This window comes from Pseudoalteromonas sp. Z9A5, assembly GCF_011378875.1.
Lineage (GTDB): Bacteria > Pseudomonadota > Gammaproteobacteria > Enterobacterales > Alteromonadaceae > Pseudoalteromonas.
The window spans coordinates 59,278-83,151 of the sequence record NZ_WTLC01000015.1; the positions used below are offsets into that span (position 1 = coordinate 59,278).

22 protein-coding genes and 1 riboswitch are annotated in these 23,874 nt (G+C 38.2%); of the genes, 14 read left to right on the forward strand and 8 right to left on the reverse strand.

What is annotated here, in order from left to right:
- Window positions 1–51 precede the first annotated feature (51 nt).
- Window positions 52–609 carry a hypothetical protein gene (locus GQR56_RS09605; RefSeq protein ID WP_166110767.1) on the reverse strand — a complete coding sequence of 186 codons (558 nt, stop codon included), beginning with the start codon at window positions 607–609 and terminating at the stop codon, window positions 52–54.
- A 75-nt stretch (window positions 610–684) separates the two neighbouring features.
- Entirely contained in the window at window positions 685–1,569 is an 885-nt protein-coding gene (gene nadK / locus GQR56_RS09610) for an NAD(+) kinase (protein WP_024610341.1), read from the reverse strand.
- Window positions 1,570–1,744: 175 nt separating this feature from the next.
- Here nadK and GQR56_RS09615 point away from each other — a divergent pair, with 175 nt between their 5' ends.
- Both GQR56_RS09615 and grpE read left to right on the forward strand, forming a co-directional pair.
- Entirely contained in the window at window positions 1,745–2,710 is a 966-nt protein-coding gene (locus GQR56_RS09615) for an HrcA family transcriptional regulator (RefSeq protein ID WP_024610342.1), read from the forward strand.
- Window positions 2,711–2,768: 58 nt separating this feature from the next.
- Window positions 2,769–3,380 carry a nucleotide exchange factor GrpE gene (gene grpE, locus GQR56_RS09620; RefSeq protein WP_024610343.1) on the forward strand — a complete coding sequence of 204 codons (612 nt, stop codon included), beginning with the start codon at window positions 2,769–2,771 and terminating at the stop codon, window positions 3,378–3,380.
- A 27-nt stretch (window positions 3,381–3,407) separates the two neighbouring features.
- On the opposite strand, the gene GQR56_RS09625 is transcribed toward grpE, so the two are convergent.
- On the reverse strand, window positions 3,408–4,610 hold the full coding sequence (locus tag GQR56_RS09625; protein ID WP_166110770.1) for a multidrug effflux MFS transporter: 1,203 nt from the start codon (window positions 4,608–4,610) through the stop codon (window positions 3,408–3,410).
- 319 nt (window positions 4,611–4,929) lie between these two features.
- Between GQR56_RS09625 and GQR56_RS09630 the strand changes: the two genes are divergently transcribed.
- Window positions 4,930–5,727, forward strand: coding sequence for a M48 family metallopeptidase (locus GQR56_RS09630; RefSeq protein ID WP_166110773.1), 798 nt, complete (start codon window positions 4,930–4,932; stop codon window positions 5,725–5,727).
- 76 nt (window positions 5,728–5,803) lie between these two features.
- Here GQR56_RS09630 and GQR56_RS09635 read toward each other — a convergent pair whose 3' ends face one another.
- The 3 genes from GQR56_RS09635 to GQR56_RS09645 all read right to left on the reverse strand — a co-directional run bounded on the left by GQR56_RS09635 (window position 5,804) and on the right by GQR56_RS09645 (window position 9,242).
- The gene (locus GQR56_RS09635; RefSeq protein ID WP_166110776.1) at window positions 5,804–6,820 is read right to left on the reverse strand and encodes an alpha/beta hydrolase; all 1,017 of its coding nucleotides are present in this window, start codon (window positions 6,818–6,820) and stop codon (window positions 5,804–5,806) included.
- A gap of 189 nt (window positions 6,821–7,009) precedes the next feature.
- Window positions 7,010–7,798, reverse strand: coding sequence for a nucleoside-binding protein (locus GQR56_RS09640; RefSeq protein ID WP_166110779.1), 789 nt, complete (start codon window positions 7,796–7,798; stop codon window positions 7,010–7,012).
- A 130-nt stretch (window positions 7,799–7,928) separates the two neighbouring features.
- Entirely contained in the window at window positions 7,929–9,242 is a 1,314-nt protein-coding gene (locus GQR56_RS09645; protein WP_024610348.1) for a Na+/H+ antiporter NhaC family protein, read from the reverse strand.
- Window positions 9,243–9,613: 371 nt separating this feature from the next.
- Here GQR56_RS09645 and dapB point away from each other — a divergent pair, with 371 nt between their 5' ends.
- From dapB to GQR56_RS09685, 8 genes are all read left to right on the forward strand, one after another.
- Window positions 9,614–10,417, forward strand: coding sequence for a 4-hydroxy-tetrahydrodipicolinate reductase (dapB, locus tag GQR56_RS09650; protein WP_024610349.1), 804 nt, complete (start codon window positions 9,614–9,616; stop codon window positions 10,415–10,417).
- A gap of 362 nt (window positions 10,418–10,779) precedes the next feature.
- Window positions 10,780–11,916: a glutamine-hydrolyzing carbamoyl-phosphate synthase small subunit gene (gene carA, locus GQR56_RS09655; protein WP_007375827.1), complete on the forward strand. Its 1,137-nt coding sequence runs from the start codon at window positions 10,780–10,782 to the stop codon at window positions 11,914–11,916.
- Between the two features lie 16 nt (window positions 11,917–11,932).
- Window positions 11,933–15,151, forward strand: coding sequence for a carbamoyl-phosphate synthase large subunit (gene carB, locus GQR56_RS09660; protein ID WP_024610350.1), 3,219 nt, complete (start codon window positions 11,933–11,935; stop codon window positions 15,149–15,151).
- Between the two features lie 48 nt (window positions 15,152–15,199).
- Window positions 15,200–15,676 (forward strand): transcription elongation factor GreA, encoded by a 477-nt coding sequence (greA, locus tag GQR56_RS09665; RefSeq protein ID WP_024610351.1) that lies wholly within the window; start codon window positions 15,200–15,202, stop codon window positions 15,674–15,676.
- 334 nt (window positions 15,677–16,010) lie between these two features.
- Window positions 16,011–17,069: a S66 peptidase family protein gene (locus GQR56_RS09670; RefSeq protein WP_166110782.1), complete on the forward strand. Its 1,059-nt coding sequence runs from the start codon at window positions 16,011–16,013 to the stop codon at window positions 17,067–17,069.
- Window positions 17,070–17,149: 80 nt separating this feature from the next.
- Window positions 17,150–17,331, forward strand: a riboswitch (FMN riboswitch).
- Between the two features lie 247 nt (window positions 17,332–17,578).
- Window positions 17,579–18,232, forward strand: coding sequence for a 3,4-dihydroxy-2-butanone-4-phosphate synthase (ribB, locus tag GQR56_RS09675; RefSeq protein WP_166110839.1), 654 nt, complete (start codon window positions 17,579–17,581; stop codon window positions 18,230–18,232).
- A gap of 277 nt (window positions 18,233–18,509) precedes the next feature.
- Window positions 18,510–18,890, forward strand: coding sequence for a hypothetical protein (locus GQR56_RS09680; RefSeq protein ID WP_166110785.1), 381 nt, complete (start codon window positions 18,510–18,512; stop codon window positions 18,888–18,890).
- Between the two features lie 86 nt (window positions 18,891–18,976).
- Complete coding sequence (locus tag GQR56_RS09685) at window positions 18,977–19,378, forward strand: hypothetical protein (RefSeq protein WP_166110788.1); 402 nt, start codon at window positions 18,977–18,979, stop codon at window positions 19,376–19,378.
- 118 nt (window positions 19,379–19,496) lie between these two features.
- Here the strand turns inward: GQR56_RS09685 and GQR56_RS09690 are convergent, their stop codons facing one another.
- Both GQR56_RS09690 and GQR56_RS09695 read right to left on the reverse strand, forming a co-directional pair.
- Window positions 19,497–20,153: a nitroreductase family protein gene (locus tag GQR56_RS09690; RefSeq protein ID WP_166110791.1), complete on the reverse strand. Its 657-nt coding sequence runs from the start codon at window positions 20,151–20,153 to the stop codon at window positions 19,497–19,499.
- Window positions 20,154–20,521: 368 nt separating this feature from the next.
- Window positions 20,522–21,547, reverse strand: coding sequence for a zinc-binding alcohol dehydrogenase family protein (locus tag GQR56_RS09695; protein WP_166110794.1), 1,026 nt, complete (start codon window positions 21,545–21,547; stop codon window positions 20,522–20,524).
- Between the two features lie 133 nt (window positions 21,548–21,680).
- Here GQR56_RS09695 and GQR56_RS09700 point away from each other — a divergent pair, with 133 nt between their 5' ends.
- From GQR56_RS09700 to rhlP, 3 genes are read left to right on the forward strand one after another with little or no spacing between them, the layout of a single operon-like run.
- Window positions 21,681–22,616 carry a LysR family transcriptional regulator gene (locus tag GQR56_RS09700; protein WP_166110797.1) on the forward strand — a complete coding sequence of 312 codons (936 nt, stop codon included), beginning with the start codon at window positions 21,681–21,683 and terminating at the stop codon, window positions 22,614–22,616.
- Between the two features lie 13 nt (window positions 22,617–22,629).
- Complete coding sequence (locus GQR56_RS09705) at window positions 22,630–22,974, forward strand: lactoylglutathione lyase (RefSeq protein ID WP_166110800.1); 345 nt, start codon at window positions 22,630–22,632, stop codon at window positions 22,972–22,974.
- A gap of 48 nt (window positions 22,975–23,022) precedes the next feature.
- A complete protein-coding gene (rhlP, locus tag GQR56_RS09710; protein ID WP_166110842.1) occupies window positions 23,023–23,817 on the forward strand; it encodes a rhombotarget lipoprotein in 795 nt (264 codons plus the stop codon).
- Window positions 23,818–23,874: the final 57 nt, after the last annotated feature.

Here is a 23,874-nt window from a genome sequence, read left to right on the forward strand (position 1 = left end):
ACTGTTAATTTATACAGTGTTTTGGTTTTTTGCAAATTAATTTTTTATTATTTAAGCAATATTTGCTTCTTCAATGAATTGTGTATTTATAGGGTTTTGTGGGGATTCATTTTGATCATCAATATTATCAGTAGGTTGTATCGTATCTTCAGTTTTAATATTTGCGATGAGAGGGGGAAGAGTATCTCGGTAAAAAACCTTGTTGTAGAGTATCCCTTGTTGAGGAAGCTCTGAAACAAAGTACTGTATATTATCGATTAAACTTTGGGCTGAGTTTGTTTGATGCGTTTTCATTAACTCGTTAGATAAAGTATTTACGAGTAAATCAGCAGTATCTTCGAGCTGTTGTAAGTTCTCGTCGGTATGCGGCTGTACAACGAAAAAATTACTTATAATTGCCTGTATTCTAGAGTTATATTTAGGGCGAATTATTTTAGCGTCGAGTAATTCATTTAGCTTTAATTTAACACGAGTACTCGCGTGCGATACACGTTCATTAAATAACTTTTTTTTAGCTTCTATCGCTTTTTTACGGTTACTTTCTACCTTAAGGTAGCTAGCCAGTAATGTAATTAATAGCAGCAGAGCAAAAAAAACAACATAAGTCATTATTGTTAGTTCCTGAAATGGTTCATTATTTTTATAGCGACATTTTGCTCTATAGTACTGCTTTTGGCAATAAAATTAGTATAAACGACTACCCCAATTTAATTTTGTACGTAAAACGTTGTAGTAAGAGTAGTTTTTAGGATGAATTAAGCGTAACTTTTTATCTGCTTTTTTAATTACAACTTCATCGCCCGGCAATACAGCAAGCACGACATGGCTGTCGCAACTTACTTGGAGACTATCGGTATTTTCGAGGCTAAGTTTTAAACGTACTTCGTTATCTGCATCAACAACTAATGGTCTGCTTGATAATGTGTGTGGAAACATTGGCACCAATGAAATGGCATTAAGTTCTGGTGTTAAAATGGGACCTCCCCCCGAAAGAGAGTAAGCCGTTGAGCCTGTGGGGGTAGATACAATTAAGCCATCTGAGCGCTGTGAAAATACAAAGTCATTATTAATAAAAGCTTCAAATTCAATCATGTGAGCAACTTTGTCAGCATGTAAAACCGCTTCGTTAACCGCTGAGTTAGCACTTTTTAATTCGTTATGACGATATACTTCTACTTCTAATAAAAAGCGTTCTTCTTCTAGGTATTCACCACTGAGTACTTGTTCCAAACTTGCTTCAAACCCTTCAGGGTTTAAATCAGTTAAAAACCCTAAGTTACCTCTGTTTACACCAATAACTGCAACATCAAAACGAGCTAACACGCGAGCTGCGCCAAGCATGTTACCATCTCCGCCAACAACAATAGCGAGATCAGCTCTCTCTCCTAAATCTACTAATTTAACAAGTTTATCTTTTGGAACATCAACTAATTGACTGCCAGTACGTTTTTCTACAATAACTTCAAAACCAAGTGCAAGTAAAAATGTATGCAAGCGTTGTAGCGTGGTAGCTGCACCAGGATGATTTGGTTTGCCAATAAGGCCAATGGTTTTAAAGGGAGAGTCCATAATATACGCACGATAAGTTATAATATTGCTAGAGTAACTCAAAATAGAAGTGTTTGAAAACACAGATTTTAGCAAAGTTATTATGAAGCAATTGATTGACTAATTAATCAGGTTTTTTCAAGTATGAGTTTGTGCCAGTACTTGAAATAACCACAAACGCCCCGATATATGTTTCATGCAACAAGATGTAGATACCATGAAAATAAACCCGCGAGATCAGCAAATTTTTTCAGCTGTTATGAACATGTACTGTAATGGTGAAGGTTTACCCGTTCCATCAACAAAAATAGCTAAGCTAAAAGGCATGGCGGTGTGTTCAGCTACTGTTCGTAATGCAATGGCTCGCCTAGAAAAAGTGGGCTTATTGTATTCGCCTCATACATCGGCAGGTCGAGTGCCTACAAATGAAGGGTTTGATTATTGGTTTAATGAGTTTTTTCCATTGGCTGATATTGCTAATTATTGGGAACCAGAGCAAGCACAATTAGTTGAACTTGCTCATGGGCTGAGCCAAAAATACCAAGTGTGTTGTTGTGTAGGTTTACCACAAGCAAGTTCTCAGCAAGTATTTAGAGTAGAAGTTCTCGATTTTGATTCAACAGACTGGCTTATCTTATTAATAGATAGGGCAGGGCAGAGTCATAATATTTGCATTGATAAGCCACATGATTCATCAGACTCTGTTCGCTACCAATTTGCGACATGGTTAAATACAGTATTTAGCCAACAAACATTAATGGAAGGCTTGTATCGTATGCAAGCTATGGCTAATACTGCACCTCGAAATTGTCATGATTCACTTAACCAGTGGACTCGTCAACTTAGTCAAAAATTAGGTTCAGATAACAGTATTGTTGTCGGAGAAAATTATCTCTACAAACAAATCGATTGTGAACAAAGTTTAAATATTGGTGTTTCATTTTTAAATTATGTAGAGGATAAGCTTGCCTTTAAAAATGGTTTATCGGTACTTAATAGTGAAGAGCTTCCTTTTACTGAGTGTAATGAGTTGATTGTTATTAGCGTGCCATATTTTCAAAATCAGGAATACCAAAGCCGTTTTTGTATAATTTGCCCTAAATCGGCGCAAATTGAAGAAATAATCCAAGAATTTAAATTAATTGAGACCTCTAACTCTTGAATCTTTTTATTCAACCCCCATAATTACCGCAGTTGAAAAGAATTGGAGCAAATATTTTATGTCGGAACAGACGCAAAAACCAGAACAAGAAGTAGAACTAAACGAAGAGCTAGCTCAAATGCAAGCTGATGTAGAGGCAGCAGTAGAAGCCGCTGATCAACATGCAGATGAAGAGCAGAGCCCTGAAGCAGAAATTGCAATGTTATACGCAGAGCTTGAAGCGGCTAAACAAACGATTGCTGATCAAAAAGACGGCGTTGTTCGCGCAGCAGCCGATGTTGATAATATTCGTCGTCGTGCAGCACAAGATGTAGAAAAAGCGCATAAATTTGCATTAGAAAAGTTTGCTAACGAATTGCTACCTGTAATTGACAACCTTGAGCGCGCTATTGAGTTTTCTGATAAAGAAAACGAGACTTTGAAGCCATTGCTTGAAGGTATTGATATGACCGTTAAAAGTTTTAACGAAGCGGTTGCTAAATTTGGTGTTGAAATTGTAGACCCACAAGGTGAGCAATTTAACCCTGATTTTCATCAAGCAATGTCGATTCAACCAAGTAACGATGTATCGCCAAATACAGTACTTGCAGTAATGCAAAAAGGCTATAAATTGAATGGTCGTTTATTACGCCCTGCAATGGTTATGGTATCTAAAGCAGCTGATGCTTAATTAATATTAGTTTTGAATAAAAATGCCTCATTGTGAGGCATTTTTTTTGTCTTTTATACGATGAATAATCTGTACAATAATAGTTAATATAACTGCACCAAACATTAAACTCGAAAATGGTACTGCGCTTTTAGCATGCATTAGTACAAGCAAAGGTCCTACTAAGGCACCGCTGCCAAATCTTAGAGTACCAATTACGGCAGTAGCCGTGCCGGTGTTTTTTTCAAACTTCATTAAAATAAGTGAATCGGCGTTACTTGCTGTTACTCCCAAGCTCATCATTAATGGTGCAATGCTCGCCACTATGTAATACAGCGGCATTTCTAATAGACTAAACGTTAGTAGTGCAGTGCCTGAAATAAATCCGCATGTGAGTCCGTAGTAAAGCATTTTTCGTGAGCCAACTCGCGGAACTATGCGTGTGTTTAAAAAATTACCAAACATGAGTGCCATTACGTTAAAGGCAAATAACACCCCAAATAATTGCTCAGAAACTTTAAATAAATCGAGATAGATAAAAGGTACTGATGTTAAAAAGCAAAAAAATCCAAACGACACAAACATAGAACTTAATATATCTGCACGTGCATCGGTATTGCTTAGTACGGTTTTATAACTATCAAAAAATAATGCTAATCCTTTTTTTTCATTTGTATGAATAGGTATATCGATTAAATACACTTGCACAAACGCTAAAATAATAAAGCTATAGGTAGCTAATACTAAAAAAATAGTCGACCAAACAGAAAAGCCTAAAATAAATGAGCCAATAGAGGGGGCAAGTAGTGGTGCAACCATCATGATCATAGACACGTAAGACATACCTTTAGCCGTGTTTTTTTGATATATGTGCCTAATAATACCCGGTACAACCACTGTTGCTGCAGCACCAGTAAATGCTTGCACGGCTCTAAGGATCCAAAAAGTATGTATTTCAGTTGTAAAAGCAAGCGCCATTGAGCTAATACCAAATAAGGTTAAACCTAACTTAGCAAGTTTACGACGACCAATTTGATCAGCAATAGGACCAAAAAAAAGCATGCCTAACGAATAGCCCGCTAAATAAATACTCAAAGATATTTGTACATTTGGCATGTTTGTTTGTAAATCGTTTGCAAGAACAAGCATTGCAGGCAAATACATATCAATAGCAAGCGGAGTAATAGCCACAATACTCGCTAATAAAGGTAATAAAATACGGATGTTAAAAGACGAGGTCGAGGCGCCCATGTATAAACTCAATCATGACTAAAACGTGGCTCATAGTGTAACAGGGCAAGGTGATTGGATAAACTTAGTTTGCCTGCTAACTTTATAGCTTTATCTCAAATATCAATATAATAATAAACACAATTTAGTATTTTTGAGTAAATTGGTTCTAATGCAAAATAAAACATTTATGTAAGAGTATATTTAGCGCTATTAATAGGTTATTCAGCTTGTTTGCAGCAACTGACTTTTAATGTAATTAGCATAAAGCAAAGATTTTAAACTGGCACCGTGTTTGCTATTCTACAGTTAATGAAAATAATGATTTAAGAGAAACACGATGAAAAAATTGGTAATTGCAATATTAGCGACAGCGGTTCTAGCAGGTTGCAAAACATCTCCAACAGGACGTACGCAAATAGCACTTTATTCAGATCAACAAATGAGTGAAATGGGCACTGCAAGTTTTGCTGAAATGAAAAAAAGTCAGCCCGTTAATACTGATGCTAAAACGAATGCTTACGTAAATTGCATTGCTGAAAAAGTGGTTGCTGTATTACCAAAAGAATATGCTTCTCAAAATTGGGAAGTGGTTGTGTTTGAAGATGAATCTGCTAACGCATTTGCATTACCAGGTGGCTATATTGGTGTACACACTGGTTTGTTAAAAATAGCAACTAACCAAGACCAGCTAGCGACAGTGTTAGGGCATGAAGTAGGTCACGTTATTGCTGAGCATTCAAATGAGCGTGTTTCACAAAGCTCAATTTTAGATACCGGTATGCAACTTGGCAGTGCTGCACTTGAAATGGGTAATATTCAATACCGTAACGAAATAATGCAAGGCTTAGGTTTAGGCGCTCAATATGGTGTGGTTTTACCATTTAGCCGCTCACATGAGTCTGAAGCAGATGAAATTGGTTTAGATTTAATGGCAGAAGCCGGCTTTAACCCAGAGGAATCGGTAACGCTTTGGCAAAACATGAGTGCTGCGAGCAGTGGTACAACACCTGAGTTTTTATCAACTCACCCAGCACCAAGTAATCGTATTAAAAATTTACAAGCGCAAATGAGTAAAGCGCTTGGTGAACAAAGCACAGCTAAAGCACAGGGAAAAAACCCACAGTGTAAGCTGTAACTTAGTTTATATAAATTTAAATCCCCCTGTAAGTAGCTTACTTACAGGGGGATTTTTAATTACTATCAATAAATAATTATTTAGTGCTAAGTGCTTTTTCAAATACGCCTTTAAAGCGTTCAAAATCTTCTATTTGAGGTAAGTGCCCTAGGTTATCAAGTTCAAACAACTGTGCGTCAGGGATCAGCGCAGCGGCTTGTTTACCTAATTTATCGTATCGACCAAGCTCGTAGTTAACACCGTCTTTTTTCCAGTTACGACCAGGACCTGTTCTGTCTCGTGTACCAATAATTAATTTAACGGGTACTGTAAAGTTTTTAAATTCAGTAATAACAGGTTGAGTGAAAATCATATCGTATGTTTTAGCGTTTACCCATGCCATTTTTTCTTTATCTGGACCTTGTATTTGCCCTGTTATAAAGTCAGTTAAAGCTGAATATGTTGCATTCCATTTCCCATCATAATAATTTTTTTGCTGGTAATTTCTTACACCTTCAGGTGTTTTTGCTAATTCGTTTTTATAGAAAAAGTTAGTATCTTTGTAATCAACATATTGCAGGTAGTTTTCTAGTCCAATAGGGTTCAGTAAAATTAATTTACTTGTAGTATTTGGATACATTAATGCAAAACGACTCGCTAGCATTCCACCCATTGAGTGCCCCAATACAATCGACTCTTTTATATTAAGCGAATCCATTAATGCATGTGTATGGTGGGCAAGAGTTGCAAACGAATACTGGTAGTCCGTTGGTTTGGACGATTTACCAAAACCAATTTGATCAGGAATTAACACTCCATACCCTAATGATTGAAGGTACTGGGCTGTTGTTGTCCAGTAGTCAGCATTAAAGTTTTTTCCATGCATAAGTGTAACAACAGGCATATCGGTTTTTGTTGGTTTTAAGTAAATATAAGCCATTTTTAATGATTGTTTTTGTGACTCAAGTGCAAAGTAATTCACTTTAAAATCGTAGTCATAATTACTTAAAAGTGCATCATAGGAAAGGGTAGATGTATCTTGAGATGTACCTGCTAAGGCATTGTTTGTTATTAATAATAAAGTAGAAAAACAAATAACTTTAATCGACGACATTCGTTACTCCTATTAAGGATAAAAACATGAACCGCATTAGGTAAGGCTCAAAATAAAGTATCACAATAACTAAATCTTAAGTGCTATTCAATTGGCGCTCTATAATGATCAAGGGTTATTTAAATTTAAAGCATAAAAAAGCGAAGCTAAATGAGGCTTCGCTTATTGTAAGTGTTTGAATCTTTATGTTTAAAATGTCCACTCAACATGGATTTGTGGAACTGACTCAGTTACATCTGTTCCTAGTTTGTTATGCCAGTATTGCCATTCCATACCTAAAAGTAGGGTGTTTTCTTTCATTTTAAAAGCGTGACCTAAATCCCAAGTAACAATTGGTTGTGCAAGTATCCACGCACGTACCTTGTTACCAAACTCGTCTTCACGTTCTGCTATATATTCTGCGTGACCTTTAAAGCTAAACTTTTGTGAGCCAATAGTGAAAGGATATTCAAAGGCGGCGTCAAACATCCAACTATTTGTTTCAATAGGTGCACCACCTTTTGCTACGCCTTCACTATCATCAATGTAGGCAGTGACTAGCGTTTGAAAAAAGTAAAATCCAGGTATATCCCAACTTAACTTAACACCAGGTAGGTATTTCATTACTTTTGCATCGCCTGCTACGTTAATACCTGCGGTTAGACCAACATCTAATAATGCACCAGAACTTATTTTTTTACCTGTAATGGCTGATAAGCTAATCGTTGAATACCACTCTGCATAAAAATCAGCATCCTGATAATCGTCATCTATATCGTCTTTACTGTAATCAATAAAGAAGAAATTATCGCCGTAGTCGTAGCCAGATGCATGTTGGACTGAATACACAGTGGTATCGGACTTTTGCTCAGTAAACGGATTTTTTTGATTGCCATTATTAATATGCAACGCTGTACTGCTCCAATTAGCAGCAAATGTTGGATTAGTAAAAACACAGGTAGATAAAGCAAGAAGAGGGAGTACATTTTTAATTTTCATAAGAATTTTTAACTATAAATTTAGTGGCACGCGAAAAGCGAAATTATAGCAGAAGTGATTGATTTGTTGAGTGTTAAATTAACATATGTTGCAGCTGTCTATTAAGCTGCAACATATAAATGCTAACGTATTAAGCTTTATTACGGCGTAAGCAAATAATTGCAATTGCAGTAAATGCTAAAATAAAGCAGTAATAAGAAGACGTTGATACTTCCCACGGGCTAATTTTAAACGTAGCACCTAATAACAATGCTTGGGCGCCGTATGGCAAAGAACCCTGTGTTACACAGGCAAATATATCAAGTAAACTTGCAGAGCGTTTACCAGTTATTTCACCGTCGTCAGCAAGCTTTTTAGCAATAGGACCCGCGACAATAATTGATACCGTGTTATTAGCAATACACATATTACTTGTCATAACTAAAGCTGCAATACCTAATTGATCAGCCACTTTACGATGCCATTTTGCAATGATTTTTGTAATTGCCTGAATCTTATGAGCAATATAATCAAGGCCACCATTAATGCGAATAAATTCAGATAATCCACCAATAAACATAGAGAGTAAAAATATCTCCTGCATGTCGGTAAAGCCTTTGTAAATATCTTTTACAAAGCTTGCGCCCTCATAACTTCCTGTAAAGCCCATAAGTGCAGCAAAAATAATACCGCTAAATAACACTACAAATACGTTTAAGCCAGCAACGGCTAACACTAAAATAAAGGCATAAGGAAGTACTAACCAAATATCGTAATCTTTGGTTTCAACTACTTGTGCTGCAGGTGTTAAATAAAACAACAAGCCAATAGTTAGTATTGCAGCGGGTACTGCTATTTTAAGATTCTCTTTAAACTTGTCTTTCATCTCACAGCCTTGTGTACGAGTGGCTGCAATAGTGGTATCGGAAATAATTGATAAGTTATCGCCAAACATAGCGCCAGATACAATCGTACCGGCCATTAACGCAGGGTCGATACCTGTTTTGATGGATACTGCATAAGCAATAGGACCAATAGCACCAATTGTTCCCATCGACGTACCCATTGCAGTAGATACAACCGCTGCAATTAAAAATAAACCAGGAAGTAATAGCGAAGGTGGAATAAGTGATAAGCCAGCATTTACTACCGCATCTACACCACCGGTTGCACTGGCAACGGCAGAAAACGCACCTGCAAGTAAGTAGATTAAACACATGGTAATAATATTGTTGTGTCCGGCACCTTTAATAAAGGTCTCTACACACTCGTTTACCGTGCCTTTATTTAAAATAAACGCAAGCATAATGGCCGGTAATATAGCCACTGGAGCAGGAAGTTGATAAAAAGCGTAATCAACCCCTTGAGATTGCAAATATAAACCTGAGCCTAAAAATAGTGCTACAAAGGTTAAAAGGGGTAGTAAAGAAAGTATTGCTTTGTTTTTGTTAAATGATGGCTGCATCATAATCCTCGAAACCAGTTAATTTACAACAGCCAAAAATTCCTCTTTTAGCTGAATTTAGCAAATCTACCTACTATGTTAATCATTAACAAAATTAGGAGAGTGCAGCGCCCGCAAGCCAAAGACCAAATCGACGCGAAAGAGAAGTTTAAATGTATAGATGGCTAAAGTAAACTGGTATTGTTATTATTATTAAATTAAAAGCTTACCTGACTATTGCATGACTTTTAGATAATATCTACAAAGTAACGCTATTTTCAGCGATTAATATTTGTCCAACTGCATAAAAATGCCCAAGCGCGTATTTGCAGTGCTCCGGATATATACTCAGATTAGTAAAAAACGGATTCAAATTTAAATTAGGTAAAACAATGACTACAAATCGAATAGGTGTTTTTGGTGCTAACGGCAGAATGGGCTTAGCTCTATTAGAAGCTGCGACAATTAAAGAGCAAACACAGCTTACAGGTGCATACGTTCGTAGCAGTTCGCCGTTATTGGGAATTGATGTAAATCAGATAAATAGTGCAGCCGATAAAAATGTTAGCTTTAGCGACGAAAGTACAATAGATAATGTAGATGTTTTAATCGACTTTACACTTCCCGCTGGTATGAAAAACCATTTAAAAACCGCTGTAGCACAAAAAATCCCTATGGTTATTGGTACTACGGGTTTAACAAGCGACGATATGGCACTTTTACACGATGCAGCTAAATATATTCCTATTGTGTTTGCTAGAAACTACAGTGTTGGCGTGAATGTATTACTTAACCTTGTGCAAACAGCAGCAACTAAATTTGGTGACGATTTAGATATCGAAATATTTGAAGCGCATCATCGCCATAAAATTGATGCGCCATCGGGTACTGCACTGGCAATAGGTGAGTCAATCGCGCAAGCGAAAGGTTGGAATCACGACGATGTTGCCGTATATGACCGAAGCCAAGTAGAAACAGCTAAATCGCAAAATGAGATTGGTTATTCGGTGCTAAGAGGGGGCGATATAGTAGGTGAACACACTGCATACTTCGCTACAATGGGCGAAAGGCTCGAATTGACCCATAAGGCAAGTTCAAGAATGACCTTTGCACTAGGCGCTATAAGAGCTGCAGGCTGGTTGCAAAATAAACCAGCAGGACTTTATGATATGCAAGATGTGCTAGATCTAAAGTAGTTTAGTTACCTTTTTAGCTGTTTGGGTCTAATTTCACCTAAAGTCACTTGTTTATTACAATTTACTAAATAGTATTAGACCTAAAAGGCAACTTAATGTAATATGCAGCCAATTTGCCAAAAATTACTAAATGCGTGTTTCCAATTATACCCAAATGGCTAGTAAATCCGGGGTTTCAGTGGGAATAAAAATAGTTTTAGGCAAGAAAAAATGATTGAAGGTTGAATGCTTTACATCTGCATCATTTAAGACTGCGTAAAACAATTTAAGCTCACAGAAATCTGGTTTTGACGATCCCTCTGGGTATTGGCGGGGTGTTAAGCAATTGCTTACTCCCGTTTTTTACTGTTAGGAGGTTTAACTTGACTAAATCCGCTCTGTTAGTCCTAGAAGACGGCACAGTGTTTCGCGGTACTGCAATCGGCGCTGACGGCATGTCAGTCGGTGAAGTAGTATTCAATACGTCTATGACTGGTTATCAAGAAATTTTGACTGATCCATCATACGCGGAACAAATCGTAACTTTGACGTACCCACATATCGGTAATACGGGTACCAACAGCGAAGACGAAGAAGCGAATCAAATTTGGGCCAAAGGCCTAGTGATCCGTGATTTGCCACTGCTAGCGAGTAATTTCCGTAACGAGCAATCGTTAGATGATTACTTAAAAGAACGTAATATTTTAGGTATTGCGGACATCGACACCAGAAAGTTAACTCGAATTTTGCGTGATAAAGGCGCACAAAACGGGTGTATTATTGCCGGTGACGAGCTAGACGAAAATAAAGCGCTACAAGCCGCGCAAGCCTTCCCAGGCTTAAAAGGTATGGATTTAGCAAAAGTTGTCTCAACCAAGGAAAATTTTGAGTGGCGCGAATCAAGCTGGACATTAGGCGAAGGATTTAAAACCCTTGATGCTGCTGATGAAAAGTTTCATGTTGTTGCCTACGACTTCGGTGTAAAGCGTAATATTCTACGTATGCTTGTAGACCGTGGTTGTAAACTTACAGTAGTACCAGCGCAAACTTCTGCCGCTGACGTACTGGCTTTAAACCCTGATGGTATCTTCCTATCTAATGGCCCTGGCGATCCTGAGCCATGTACTTACGCTATTGATGCAATTAAAACCTTTTTAGAAACCGACACACCTATTTTTGGTATCTGTTTAGGTCATCAGTTATTAGCCCTTGCCTCAGGTGCTAAAACAGAAAAAATGAAATTTGGCCACCACGGCGCTAACCACCCAGTTAAAGACCTAGACCGCGATGTAGTTATGATCACAGCTCAAAACCATGGTTTTGCAGCTCAAGAGTCAAGCCTGCCAAGTACGCTGCGTGCCACGCACAAATCGTTATTTGACGGAACGCTTCAAGGTATTCATCGTACAGATAAACCTGCGTTTAGCTTCCAGGGTCACCCTGAAGCAAGCCCTGGTCCGCACGATGCAGCCCCATTATTTGACCACTTCATCGATTTGATGCAAGCGCGTAAACACTAATTTAACTGGAGTAATAATGCCAAAACGTACCGACATAAAAAGCATTCTTATCTTAGGCGCAGGCCCAATTGTAATTGGTCAAGCTTGTGAATTTGACTACTCTGGTGCTCAAGCGTGTAAAGCACTTAGAGAAGAAGGCTACAGAGTTATATTAGTTAACTCAAACCCTGCAACTATCATGACCGACCCTGATATGGCCGATGCAACATACATCGAACCAATTCACTGGGAAGTGGTAGAAAAAATTATTGAAAAAGAAAAGCCAGATGCAGTACTGCCTACAATGGGTGGTCAAACGGCATTAAACTGTGCGCTTGAACTAGACAAGCACGGTGTATTGGCTAAACATGGCGTTGAACTAATTGGTGCAACGGCCGATGCAATCGACAAAGCAGAAAACCGCGAACGTTTCGATATCGCAATGAAAAACATTGGTCTAGAGTGTCCTCGTGCTGAGATTGCTCACTCTATGGATGAAGCCAAAGACATCATAACGCGCATTGGTTTACCATGTATTATCAGACCTTCTTTTACTATGGGCGGCACCGGCGGCGGTGTGGCGTATAACTTAGAAGAGTTTGAAGAAATTTGTGAGCGTGGCTTAGATTTATCGCCAACGAACGAATTACTAATTGATGAATCACTGATTGGTTGGAAAGAGTACGAAACAGAAGTTGTACGTGATAAAAACGACAACTGTATTATTGTTTGTACCATTGAAAACTTTGACCCTATGGGTGTTCACACTGGCGATTCAATCACCGTTGCACCAGCGCAAACGCTAACCGACAAAGAATACCAAATTATGCGTAACGCCTCTATGGCAGTATTACGTGAAATTGGTGTAGAAACTGGCGGTTCTAACGTGCAGTTTGGTATTAATCCTGAAGATGGCCGTATGGTTATCATTGAGATGAACCCACGTGTATCACGTTCATCTGCACTAGCATCAAAAGCAACGGGTTTCCCAATTGCTAAAATTGCAGCAAAACTAGCAGTAGGTTACACACTTGATGAACTTCAAAACGACATTACCGGTGGCAAAACACCCGCGTCTTTTGAGCCTTCAATCGATTACGTTGTAACAAAAATTCCTCGCTTTAACTTCGAAAAATTTGCCGGTGCTAACGACCGTTTAACTACGCAAATGAAATCAGTTGGCGAAGTAATGGCAATTGGTCGTAACCAACAAGAGTCGTTACAAAAAGCATTACGTGGTCTTGAAGTGGGTGCAACGGGATTCAACCCGATAGTTGCCCTTGATGACCCTAAAGCAAAAGAAAAAATAATTCGTGAACTACGCGAGCCAGGCGCTGAGCGTATTTGGTACATTGCTGATGCAATGCGCCATGGCATGAGCGTTGATGATGTTTACGAACTGACTAAAGTTAACCGCTGGTTCTTAGTACAAATAGAAGACATTTTAAAAGACGAATCAAAAATAGCGAAAGTAGGCATGGCGGGTTTAAATGCTGACTTCCTACGTAAACTTAAGCGCAAAGGCTTTGCAGATCCGCGTATAGCAGAAATTGCAGGTGTATCTGAAGCTGAAATTCGTAAAAAACGTCATTTATTAAACATCGTGCCAGTATACAAACGTGTTGATACGTGCGCTGCAGAATTTAGCTCAGACACTGCTTACATGTATTCAACTTACGATGAAGAGTGTGAAGCTAATCCAACAGATCGTGATAAAATCATGGTTATTGGTGGTGGTCCAAACCGTATCGGTCAAGGTATTGAGTTTGATTACTGTTGTGTACATGCCTCGCTTGCGCTTCGCGAAGACGGTTACGAAACTATTATGGTTAACTGTAACCCTGAAACGGTATCTACCGATTACGATACATCTGACAGGTTATACTTTGAACCAATTACGCTTGAAGACGTACTTGAAATCGTACGTGTTGAAAAGCCAAAAGGCGTTATCGTGCAGTACGGTGGTCAAACACCACTTAAACTAGCGCGTGAGCTTGAAGCAAATGGCGTACCAGTGATTGGTACTTCACCTGATGCGATTGACCGTGCAGAAGACCGCGAACGCTTCCAACAACTTGTTGAGCGTTTAAACTTACTTCAGCCAGAAAATGCAACAGTAACTTCAACCGAAGAAGCATTACTTAAATCAGTTGAAATTGGCTTCCCGTTAGTAGTACGTCCGTCGTATGTACTAGGTGGTCGTGCAATGGAAATTGTATACGACGAAGATGATTTACGTCGCTACATGACCGAAGCTGTACAAGCATCAAACGAAGCACCTGTATTACTGGACCGTTTTTTAGATAACGCGATTGAAGTTGACGTTGACGCAATTTGTGACGGCGAACAAGTAATTATCGGCGGTATTATGGAGCACATTGAGCAAGCGGGTGTTCACTCAGGTGACTCAGCATGTTCATTACCTGCACATTCTTTATCACAAGAAGTGCAAGACGTAATGCGCAAGCAAGTAACCGACATGGCGCTTGAGCTTGGTGTTGTTGGCTTGATGAATACACAGTTTGCAGTAAAAGAAGACAAAGTGTATTTAATCGAAGTTAACCCACGTGCTGCACGTACTGTACCGTTTGTATCTAAAGCAACCGGTGTTGCGCTTGCAAAAGTAGCTGCACGTTGTATGGCAGGGCAGTCTTTAGCAAGCCAAGGCATTACTAAAGAAGTGATCCCTCCTTACTACAGCGTTAAAGAAGTTGTTTTACCATTTGCTAAGTTTCAGGGTGTGGATCCAATCCGTGGTCCTGAAATGCGTTCAACAGGTGAAGTGATGGGTGTTGGTGATACTTTCGCCGAAGCATTCGCAAAAGCACAATTAGGTGCAAGCAATACTTTACCACGCGGTGGTCGCGCGTTATTATCTGTTCGTAATAGCGATAAGCCACGTATTGTTGAATTAGCCAAAATCATGACCGACTTAGGTTTTGAACTTGACGCAACTGGTGGCACGGCACAAGCTCTTGAAGAAGCTGGCATTGAAGTACGACGTGTAAACAAAGTATATGAAGGCCGCCCACATATTCTTGATTATATCAAGAATAAAGAGTACAGCTATATCGTCAATACCACCGAAGGTCGCCAAGCGATCGAAGATTCGAAGGTGTTACGTCGTGGTGCATTGCAAAATAAAACCAACTATACGACAACCTTGAACGCGGCATTCGCTAACTGTACTGCTAACAAAGCAGATGACCGTAGTAAAGTGACGTCAGTTCAAGAGCTACACCTGCGATTGAACTAAGGAAATGTGCCAAGGCCAACTAAGGCCTTGGTGTAAAGTGAGAAAAGTATGCAATCAATTCCGATGACAGTTCGTGGCGCAGATTTACTGCGTAAAGAGCTTAACGAATTAAAAACAGTTACCCGTCCAAAAATTATCGCCGACATTGCTGTTGCGCGTGAACACGGTGACTTAAAAGAAAACGCTGAGTACCACGCTGCGCGTGAGCAACAGGGTTTTTGTGAAGGTCGAATTCAAGAAATTGAAGCTAAACTTTCAAATGTTCAAATAATTGACGTAACTAAAATGCCAAATACCGGTAAAGTTATTTTTGGCACTACGGTAACTATTGTAAATGTAGAAACCGATGCTGAAGTAAAATACCGTATTGTGGGCGATGATGAAGCAAGTATTAAAAACAACTTAATATCTGTTAACTCACCGATTGCACGTGGCTTAATTGGTAAACAAATGGACGACGCAGTGTCTATTCAAACGCCAAAAGGTATTGTTGAGTTCGAAATCATTGAAGTTGAGTATCTTTAACGTATAACTCACTTTAACGTTTTAAATAAAAACCGATGTAATTACATCGGTTTTTTTATGTCTGTAATTTAACCTTTAATGGTAAACGCGCTCGTACAGTATTCATATTCTATAAATATGGTCTATGTTGGTATAGTAGGTACTTATACCGATATTGTTAAAGACGTATATATTCTAGCGCATTGAATAACTTACTAGCGGCGATAAAAATTATTTATATTGAACAGCTATATGTCATGATTTTCGCCTTGTTAATGAGCTATTTTCTTTTCGCTAAAATAGATCACCAATCTAACGTAATTGGTATTAACATATTCTCTAAAAAGGAAAAAATATGGCTAATATACTCTATCCAGCACCCTTAAATGTAGGATCAAAAATAGCAGTGTGCTCGCTTTCTGCGGGTGTAAAAGCTAAATATCATGAACGGTTAGACATAGTTATAAATGGACTCAAACATCGAGGATATAAGGTTGTTGAAGGCGAGTTTTTACGACAAAACAAACCAAGAGCGCAATTAAACGCAAAAGCCCATGCAGATCAACTAATGGGCTTTTTATTAGATGATGAAATAGACGCCATAATGCCTCCTTTTGGTGGCGAGTTAGCAATGGAAATATTACCCTTTCTTGATTTTAACGCCATTAAAGAAGCAAAGCCTAAATGGTTAGTTGGGTTTTCTGATGTAAGTACTATTGCATGTGCACTCACGGCTAAATGCCAATGGGCAACGCTACACAGCGCTAATCTAATGCAACTCCACCCAAACGAAAAAAGCCCTTATTGCCTGCAAATATTTGAAACACTAAGCTACGAAGCTGGCAGCAAGTTTGAGCAAGCTCCGTCATCTCATTATCAAAAAAACAGACCTGATTACGCACAAAATCCCAATACATTGTTTGAACACACTGAGGTTACTCAGTGGCAGTGTTTAAATTATTTTGATGAACGTACTATTGAAATGTCAGGACGTTTATTTGGTGGGTGTCTTGATACTGTAGGGTTATTACTCGACTCTCCATTTTTGGCAATACATGAATTTAAAAAAAATAGCGCACCCGAAGGGCTTATTTTATACCTAGAAAACTCAGAGTTGACACCAACAACCGTTGCACGGTTTTTACTTTCATTAAAATTAGCAGGTATTTTTGACGATATAAACGGCATTATTATTGGTCGTAGCGAAATTACTCAAGGGCAAGATGCTTCATTTGATTACCACCACGCGCTTGACGTTGCACTAGGGGGGTGTTTATTCCCTGTAATTATTGATGCTGATATTGGTCATGTTCCACCTAACTTGAATTTAGTAAATGGCGCTACTTGTACAATCACCGCTGACATAAATGAAGGTAAAGTAGTCAAAGCCTCATTAAATACCGAGCTTTGTTAGAAGTTTATTCACTTACCTTTGATAAGTAATTAAGTTAAAGGGTATAATAAGCCGGCATTTATAGCGCTTTAGTTATAAAAGTACATTCTCAGGGCGGGGCGAAATTCCCCACCGGCGGTATGTTTAATGTTATTTATAACTTAAACGAGCCCGCGAGCGCTTTATTTAACTTATTTTCACAGTAATTAGGTTAAGTAAAGGTCAAGCAGATCTGGTGAGATGCCAGAGCCGACGGTTACAGTCCGGATGAAAGAGAATATGGCTTATTATACTAATACCAATTTTATTAAAGACACGATCATTGTATCGCGTTAAGTGAGCTATTTTTTTAGCGCAGTAATAGGTCACTAATTTAATGCAGTTGGTATGACACTGTGCGCTGCTTTTTGCTGCGTGCTTTTTGTTATTTTATTTAAGCTATTTTGGTAGTGATCGTTTTAAATTTAAAGCGATATATTACTGATCCTTTCACAGTCCTGAATCTATTATTTTTTATTTGGAATATAATGATGATTCAGTCTCTACTTACTCAATTCGGCGAAAGCCATATCCGCGTACAAAGCGCAATTGCTGCACTACAGCAAGGGCAAGGCGTACTTGTTGTTGATGACGAAAACCGTGAAAATGAAGGCGATTTTGTATTTTCAGCTGAGCATTTAACGACTTCTCAAATGGCCGAAATGATCCGCGAAGGCAGCGGTATTGTTTGCTTATGCATGGGGGAGGAGCGCATTAAACAGCTCGACTTACCGCAAATGGTAGCTAACAATACGAGTCAAAATAACACCGCTTATACAGTCACTATTGAAGCTAAGCATGGCGTTACAACAGGCGTGTCTGCTGCTGATAGAGTAACAACTGTAAAAGCAGCGACAGCCGATAACGCCAAACCAAGTGATTTATCGCGCCCAGGGCATGTATTTGGTTTAAAAGCACAAACGGGTGGCGTATTAGTTCGTCGTGGTCATACCGAAGCATCCGTTGATTTAATGCAGCTTGCCGGCTTAAAACCATTTGGCGTAATATGCGAACTAACAAATCCCGATGGTTCAATGGCGCGCTTACCTGAAGTGAGTGATTATGCTAATAAACATAATATGACCGTGGTTTCTATTGAAGATTTAGTGCAATACATTCAGGCTGCACAGCTTCAAGTAGGTTAAATTACTATTTTATTAGCCTTAGATATATTATAAAGCACGCAGCTGTTGCGTGTTTTTTTATGGGTCTAACTTGCTCTTAAAAAAATAATAATTTGTTTTTATTGACGTTATTTAACAAAATTAGCGAAGGAATTGCACTTTCTGCAGCCGCTATAAACAGCCCCTTATAAGGAACTATTCCATTAAAGTCGATTATTCACACTATACACTTGAAGAGTTGCTCGATGTAAAAGCTAATATAGATGAAGATAAATACCCTGAGAATTTCAAGGCATTAATGGCTGAATTTTTAAAAAGAGAAAACGAATTCAAACACTATAATGATGCGATAGAAAAAGAGGCTGAGGCTGATAAAATATTACAGCAAATAAGCAGTTCTAATAAAAGAATAGCTGGAGTATTTTTATTTGGTTTGTGTGTCAGTTTACCCTTGGTGTTACTAAATGAACGGCCTGCTTTAAGTACGATTAATCTTTTTTATAGCGCAGTACTTTTAATTATGATGGGATTGCCTTTATTACATTCTTTTCGTTATGGCTGGACACTCGCTAGGCACGGTATAGTGACCGTGACCGACGATGTGTTTTCTTTCACTGTAATGCAATTGTTTTATAGCTCTATTTTTTGTTTAATACTTTTACTCACCATAGTAAGGTGACCTTAATACGTGCTGCAGCACATTAGCATGCAGTAACCTGTTTGGCTGAATTTAGGTGATGAGATCTGGTTTTGGGGGATTTTAGTATGAAAAATAAATTAATTTTTAGCTCTGCGTTACTCTTGCTTTCATGTACAAATGTACACGCCGCTATACTTTTAGATGCTGAAATTTGCGAAGTTTCAATGGACAATAATAGTGAAACACTTCAGTTGTCACCTCCATGCTCGGTAGTTAAAACTATAAATGATGAGGGAGATTTTCTTCAATTTGGTGAAACAAAAATTTATATTATTTCTGGAGCCCCTGCTAAGTTAGCGGAATTAAAAGGTTGGTCAGTTACAGAGAGTGATAAATGTTCATTGGAACATCAGGGTGTTATAGTCGTAAATAATAAATTTTCTCTCTCTAAAGTGGTAGATGGAGCTGTAGTGTGTCCTGATATTGGTTTAGACACAAAGTTTTATCAACAATACCTCCAGTATTAACTTATAAGATTGATATAGTTTTATTGCTTACTTTCTATACCTTATTCATTAAATTAAACCACTTATTTAAATAAGTGGTTTTTTAATATTGTTATCATTTAAGTTTATAACGTATTACTTATAAAACCTGAATAACTTGCTCTTTTGCTAAGCGAGACTTAGGTAATTTAGCATTATAATCTTCAGCGCTATCGTGATAGCCAATTACTAATGCCACGTCGCATACGTAACCATCAAGTTCTTTTTCAAAAACTTCGCCAATCAGCTCGGCATCTACGCCTTCCATTGGAGTAGAGTCAATGCCTAAACGTGCAGCTGCATGCATAGTGTTACCTAAAGCAATGTAAGTTTGTGCTTTAGTCCACTCTTCATTATTGCCTTGCTCATCAGTATTCATATCAACAAACGCGTAAGCACCAAAAGCTTGTTCGCGATTTTCTGCTTTAGTACGACCATTTTTAATATCTGCATCAATTACTTGTGCGTAATCATCGCGGGTATATTTAGGGTTGTGAGCAAATAATATTATATGCGAAGCTGTTTTAATGTGTGGCTGGTTAAACGCAAATTTATTAGCAAATGTACTATGCATACGCTCTTTAGCCTCATCTGATTCAATTACGATGAATTTCCAAGGCTGCGAGTTAATAGATGAAGGAGACAGGCGCATAGCTTCGTAAATAACGGCTAAATCGTCTTGAGATACACGTTTCGTTGCATCATAACGTTTTGCTGTGTAGCGCTTTTCTAAGTCATTAATAATAGGGTGAGTCATTAGTTTTTCCATTGAGTAGGTGTTTTACCAGTATTTACTATGTTGAGTCAGTTTTAGTAAAAACAAACCCTTTTAAAAATTTATTACAAAAATAATATCGTGCTTTTAAATCACTCTACTTACTTAATACAATCGATATATCTACGTAACGTAAGGCTTATCAATATAGCTATGTGCGGATAGTAGAGGATTATTACAATATGATAAACAGGTATATGGTTGAATCATTATCAAATATTATTAGGTAATAGTTTCTTTAATAAATATAAATACAGCAAAAGCCACCCCGAAATATTGGCTGGAGACGCCAATTGCATTGGCGCCTTTAATCAATTCAGGTATAAATAAGGCGTGTAATATTTATAGAATTAAAAACCTTCCAACACTATTTTGCCAATAGAGCGACCTTCTTCAAGTTCTGTGTGTGCAATACGCAGGTTAGCCGCATTTATAGTGCCTAAGTTTTTACCAATCGTGGTTTGAATGTAGCCTTGGTCAATCAAATCGGCAACATGATTTAATAACTTACTTTGCTCAATTAAATCTTTGGCATTAAACATTGAGCGGGCAAACATAAATTCCCAATGTAGAGATAAACTCTTCATTTTTAATTTGCTAACATCTAATGACTCAGGATCGTCAATCATTGCAATTTTACCAAATGGTGCAAGCACTTGCGTGTACGCTTCAAAGTAAGTATCAGTACTATGCAGGCTTGCTACATGTGTTACCGAGCCAATGTTTAACGCGTCAATTTGAGCAGGTAATGGTTTTGTATGGTCAACGACATAATCGGCGCCTAGTTTTTTAACCCATGCTTGAGAGCTTTCGCGCGATGCAGTGGCAATCACCGTTGCGCCAGTAATCGCTTTAGCAAGTTGAATAAAAATAGAGCCAACGCCGCCTGCGGCACCTGTTACTAAAATAACTTCGTCTGATTTTGTTGTTGCATCAGCAGCTTGTTTTACAATGTTTAAATGCTCAAATAATAATTCGTACGCTGTTATTGCAGTAAGGGGTAATGCAGCAGCTTCAGCATCGTTTAAGCTCTGCGGTTTAAATCCTACAATGCGCTCATCCACTAATTGAAATTCTGCATTACTACCTGGGCGAGTAATGTCACCTGCGTAATAAACCGCATCACCGAGTTTAAATGCCGTTACAGCATCGCCTATTGCAACAACTTCACCAACTGCATCCCAACCAATAACTTTTACTTCACCATCAGCAGGGGGCATAGATGCACGCACTTTGTAATCTGCTGGGTTAACTGCAATAGCTTTAACTTTAATTAATAAATCGCGACCTGTTGCAATTGGCTGTGGTAATTCAACATCAATTAACGATTTAGGATTAGTAACAGGAAGAGATTTTTTATAACCAATAGCTTTCATAATAAATGTCCTAATTTGTTTACGTATAAGGTGCAAGCCATGCTTTGGCTAGCTGATGGATATATAGTAGACCTTGCTTTAATGTAGATAAACCGCATAATCGTTGAATCATTATCAAATATAAATAGATAATATGAACATAGAAGATTTAAAACTTATTTTAAAAGTCGCTGAGTTTAGAAGTATTACGCTCGCAGCGGCTAAGTTAGATATGCGTACAGCCACAGCAAGCGCCGCTATTAAACGCGTGGAGTCAGCGCTTGGTAGCGAGCTGTTTGTTCGTACAACACGTCATTTGAGGTTGTCTGCTGCTGGGGAGCGCTACATACCACAATGTGAACAGGCTTTAGCAGTGCTTGAGCTCGCAAAACAAAACCTTAAAGGTGAACACGACGAAATAGAAGGCGAATTGCGTGTTGCACTTTCATCTGACTTAGGGCGTAACTTGGTGATCCCATGGATTGATGAACTCATGGACACTTATCCAAAGCTAAGTTTAAGAACCCATATAAGTGATAGTAATATCGACTTTTATCGTGACTCAGTTGATATAGCACTTCGTTATGGCTCGCCTAATGATGCAAGTGTTTATGGTTTTAAAATTTGTAACGTACCGCGCTTATTATGTGCAACTCACGAATACCTCTTACAAAACGGGACTCCCGTGCATCCTGATGATTTAACGTCGCATCAAGGTTTGTTTTATCAGTTGCAGGATATTATAAATAATACGTGGGAATTCAGTGATGGTGAATCAAAGTATAAAGTTAAAATGGATGGCAGGCGCGCCTCAAACGATGGCGATTTAGTCAGGCGCTGGTGCGTTGCGGGTAAGGGCTTAGCTGTAAAATCGGCACTTGATATAGCCGACGATTTACTCAATGACAGGGTAGTTACTGTTATGCCAAATTATCAACATGTTAATGGTGAACTTTGGCTTATTTGCCCAAGTAGGCAGTCAATAACCCCAGCGGTGCGTTTACTACGTGATGCATGCAGAGCAAAATCCCAAGCTATTCTGCAGCAGTTGGTAAATAAAGGAATTATTGATAAAAGCGTACTGAGCTAATTAAGGAAGAGTTATGCAAGTTGATGATATTAGAAGTTTTATTCCCTGTAAAAATTATGAGCAATCTCAGCGCTTTTATAAAGCGCTTGGATTTAAGATTGAAGATGCCTCAAATGATTTATGCGTGTGTACTTTTGGCGAATGTACGTTCTTTTTACAGCGTTATTATAATAAAACGTTTGCTGAAAACTTAATGCTGCAACTTTGTGTGTTAAATATAGATGAAGCATACGAACTCATTAGTAATTTAAACGGTTTTGATATCCGCTTTGAGGGTATAAAACAAGAACCTTGGGGTAGCGTTATTTACTTATGGGGACCATCGGGTGAGCTTTGGCACGTAACTGAATTAAATTAAAAATAAAAAGGAATAAATGTGAAATTTAATAAATATATAATTATTTTTATGGCGACCTTACTTGCTTCTTGTAGTTCGTTTATGAGTAACAATACAGGTAAAAATACGCAATCTAGTAGCTTAATGGACTTCTTATATCCTGATCAACAAAGCCGCTCTACCTATAAACCTGAAATACCTGTTTTAAAACTCCCTGTTACCGTCGGAATTGCATTTGTACCGTCTAAAAACTGGCAGCCAGACGGGTTAGAGACCCAAAACCAAGTCGAATTACTCGAAAAAGTAAAAAAGTCATTTCTACAATATGATTACATTGACCGCATTGAAGTTATACCAAGTACCTATTTAAAAGGAGGTGAAGGTTTTGCAACACTCGAGCAAGTCGGGAGGCTTTACGATGTAGATGTAATGGCACTGGTTTCATATGATCAAGTTACGCAATCGTATGAAAATAATGCAGCCTTACTTTATTGGACAATAGTGGGTATGTACGTTATTCCAGGTAATGAAAATACAATTCAAACCTTTGTGGATACAGCTGTTTTTGATATTAAAAGTAGAAAAATGCTATTTAGAGCACCAGGTATAAGTAAACTTGAAAAAAGAACAACAGCAATAGGTATTGATGAAACGTTATCTGAAAAGTCGGCTGAAGGTTTTAATCTAGCGGTTAGTGATATGAGTACTAATTTAGATGCAGAACTAGCAAGGTTTAAAACACGTGTTAAAGAAGAAAAAATTGCAAAAGTCGAAAATAAAGATGGCTCTAGCAGCGGTGGCTCTTTGAGTATTTATTTACTCGTCTTGTTGTCGTTATTAGTTATGCGTAGCAAAAAAGTTTAAAGTTGATAAAAAACCAAGTATTTTTAATAATGCCACCGGCTTAGAGCTAGTGGCATT